The organism is Streptomyces sp. NPDC000151 (assembly GCF_040301705.1).
GTDB lineage: Bacteria > Actinomycetota > Actinomycetes > Streptomycetales > Streptomycetaceae > Streptomyces.
The window spans coordinates 1-3,506 of record NZ_JBEPFC010000278.1; the positions used below are offsets into that span (position 1 = coordinate 1).

A 3,506-nucleotide genomic window follows, 5' to 3' on the forward strand; every position below is an offset into this window, starting at 1 on the left:
CTCTCCAGACCCCGCGTCTGCTCTTTATTTGGGCCCCGCCGGGGCCCCGCGGGGGGGGGCCGCCCCCCGGTCCCCGGGCGCGGGTAAACCCCCCGCCCCCCGCCCGTACGTACTGGGTGGCGCGGTCCCCGTGGCGCCACCCGCCGGTGTCACTCCTCCGTCAGCGACTCCGCCTCCGCCGTCGTCTGCGAGCGCAGCGCCGCGCCGTGCGCCGGGCCGGCGGAGGCCACGTCGGCGGGCTCGCTCTCGGCGTCCGCCGCGGCGTCGGCGGCCCGCGCCTCCTCCTCGGCCGCCAGTTCCTCGTCGCTGGCCGCGGCGATCTCCCCGGCCAGCGGTTTGAAGGCCAGCCGCAGGTCGGAGACGGTCTTCTCGCCCATCACCCAGCCCAGCGGCGCGTAGTGGACCTGCGGCCCGAGCGGCCCCTGGAGCAGCGGGCGGCGCGCGGCGTCCGTCGGCCACTCCACGTTGCCGGTGGCCGTGCGGGCCGGTACCAGCCAGAAGTCGCCGCTGCGGTAGGTGCCGCCGGCCGCGAAGTACACCTCGACGCCGTCCTCCAGCGGCAGCCAGGCGCCTTCCTCGATGCGCACCGCGCCGTTCCGCAGCTGCCCCGAGGCGCCCTTCTTCGTCTGCCGCTCCTGCGCCCGGCCGCCCTCGCGGTGGTCCCAGCGGCGCAGGTACGGGTGGAGCTCGGGCCGCCGCCCGACGCCCTGCGCCGGCTCGTCGGAGAGGCGCACCCGGCGCCCCGGCAGGTCCAGTTCCTCGACCCGCAGCAGCGGATGGGCCTCGAGCCGCGAGGCGACGGCGGAGTCCACGAACTCCACCCGGTCGCCGACGTCCAGGTCCAGCTTGTCGTCGCCGCCGAGCGAGGCCAGCTCGACCCAGGTGCCGTCCAGGCCGTCGACCGGGAAGGTCACCGAGCCGTTCTCGCGGGACCACTTGAAGGTGGCGTCCTTGGCGGCGCCGCCGTCGTGGATCTCCACCCGGTACAGCTGGTTCTCCGGGCCGCGGTACCGGGCGTCCGGCTTGACCAGGCACGGGTCGTCGTCGGCGTGGTCGGGGCGCTCGCTGCGCACGGCGAGCCGCGCGGTCGCCTTCCGCTGCTCGGCGACCCACTTGCGGAAGGCCTCGCGGACCGGGCCCTTCTTCGTCTCGTCGCCGTCGACGTCCAGCTCGCCGCCGGGCAGCGGCAGCACCTGCCAGACGACCTTGAGCCGGGCCGCGGTGTCCGGCAGCGCCGCGCCGAGCGCGACCTCGCGCAGCGCCGGGTCCTCGGCCGCGGTGACCGAGCGCTCCCACACCTTCAGGTAGGCGAGGTACGGGAACTGTGTGGGCAGCCGGTCGCCGGGGCGTTCCGCGTCGCGGTAGGCGTCGGGCTGGTCCCAGTACGTCCAGGTGGCCGGCGGCTCGGCGGCCGCCCCCTCGCCGTCCTTGGCGTCGTCGTCGGCGTCGTCCTTGGCACCGGCAGCGGCCGGGTCCGGCACCGGCTCGCCCGGCTGCGGCCGGTACGCCTCGACCAGGATGCCGTCGACGTAGTACCGGCCGGGGCTGATCGACAGGTCGTCCAGCTCGCGGCTGCCGCCGGTCATGTCGATCTTGAATCCGGCGTCGCCGGCCGGGCCGCCGTGCTGGCCTATCAGGTCGGTGGCGGTCATCCGGGCCTGGTAGAGCTGGATCGCGGTCTGCTCGTTGGCGTCTGCGTCCAGCTGGACGCGGCCCTGCTGGGCGAGGACGGCGGAGTAGTGGGCCTGCGGCCGGAAGGTGATGCGGGAGAGATCAGCGTGCATCGGAAGGGTTCCCCCTCGGAAAGAAGCTCGTCGTTGTCGGCTGGCGGGTGGGGTGGATCGGTTCAGGTCACGAAGAAGATCCCCGCATCCGTTCCGGCCGGTGTGTACTCCGCGAGCCGCGCCCGCAGGCTGTCCTCGCGCTGCGGCTGGTACAGGTCGTGGAAGGCGCCGAGTTCGGCACCGTCCTCGGCGGCGCGCCGGCACCCCTCGCCGGCCGGGCCGTCCGCGCCCGGCGCGGTCAGCTGTCCGTACGCGGGCGTGCCGTACCGCTCGCTGCGCAGCACCGGCCGTACGGAACCGGCCTGTTCGGCGCCCACCAGGTCCGGCAGGCAGCGGTACCGGCGCGGCGTCCGGGAGCCCGGCGTGACGTAGGAGTAGCGGAGGCAGCCGATTTGCCGGCGGGCGACGTGCAGCCGCCCGGTGAACAGCGAGTTCTCGGCGATCTGCACGGCGTGCACGTGGACTTCACCGATGACCGTGGTGCGATGCGCGTGGAGCACGGCGTGCGCGTGGCGGCAGTCGGGCGCGGACAGCGCCTCGCGGTCGTGGCCCGTCGCGTCCAGGATGCTGTCCCGGATGTGGATCGGCAGCGGGTCGGTGGACACCTCGTCCCCGATGACCTCGATCGTGCCGAGGATCGTCCGGTCGATCTCCACGCAGGCGCTCGTCCGGTCCAGTACGAGACTGGGCTCCTCGGGGGAGTGCGGGTGGCACTCCGGCTCCAGCGACCAGCCGGGGACGAGCGTGCAGTGCCGCAGCGCGAGCGCGCCGACCGGGCCCTGGACGTTGATCCCGCGCCCGGTGATCAGCAGTCCGTCCAGCACCATCCGCGGCCGGTCGCCCGCGGCGCACTCCTCGTCCCGCGCCCGGATGTTCAGCGCGTCGGGCCGGTTGCTGTACCAGTCCAGCAGCCGGATCACCGGCCGCGTGCCCTCGGCGGCGCGTACCTCCAGGCGGTCGCCCGGGTCCAGGTCGAAGTCCAGCTGCTCCTGGTAGGCGCCGCTGTGGGTGATCTCGATGATGCCGTCGGGGCCGCAGCGCCCGGCCCGCCGGTCGTGCTGCCACTGCCCGTACGCGTCCATGATCCGCTGGTACGTCTGGCCGGGCCCGACCCGGTACACCGCCGCGTCCGCCGGGGTCTCCCGCTCGCGGAGGTACTCGCCGCCGCCCAGGTCGTCCCCGAAGGCGTAGTGGTACGTGACCCACACACCCTGCCGGGGCGCCGAGCGGGAGCCGAACGCGATGCGGCCCAGCTCAGGATCGACCGCGACCTGGCCGCGCTTGGGCCGGTAGCGCCAGTCGCTGAGGTCGGCCACCACGATGTCGGACGGGTCGACCGGCTCGTGCTGCCCGTCCCGCCAGATCGTGAAGGACTTGCCGGGCCCGTAGTAGTCGGCGAGCCGGTCGTGCAGCTGGCGCCGCCGGACGTACGCCGGGACGTTGTCGATGGTGGCGATGTGGGTGGCCGACGGCTCCGGCTCGGGCTTGGTGACCAGCGGGGTGTCGTTACCGAGGATGGAGAACGTGTAGAGGTTGCGGGCCCGGTCGATGCAGTACGCGGGCGCCCGCGTCACCGAGTACGGCTTCAGCCGCCACACGTACAGGCCCACCCCGGCGGGGGACAGGCCGCCCTGGCGGCGCCGCGAGTCGGCCCGGCGGACGTCCGCCGAGCGGGCCGTCGCGCCGAACGGGCCGCCCGCGAGGTCCAGCCCCGCGCCGTCC

General features: G+C 74.6%; 2 protein-coding genes. Both read right to left on the minus strand.

The window, feature by feature from the left end:
- Positions 1-149: 149 nt before the first annotated feature.
- A complete protein-coding gene (locus tag ABT381_RS35425) occupies positions 150-1,784 on the minus strand; it encodes a DUF6519 domain-containing protein (RefSeq protein WP_351602136.1) in 1,635 nt (544 codons plus the stop codon).
- A 62-nt stretch (positions 1,785-1,846) separates the two neighbouring features.
- Positions 1,847-3,506 (minus strand): hypothetical protein (locus tag ABT381_RS35430; protein ID WP_351602139.1); only part of this gene is annotated, 1,660 nt, incomplete at its 5' end.

Bases quoted from the DNA above. Each gene is read 5' to 3' on its own strand.
- ABT381_RS35425 (WP_351602136.1), bottom strand. From the start codon at position 1,784: ATGCACGCTGATCTCTCCCGCATCACCTTCCGGCCGCAGGCCCACTAC.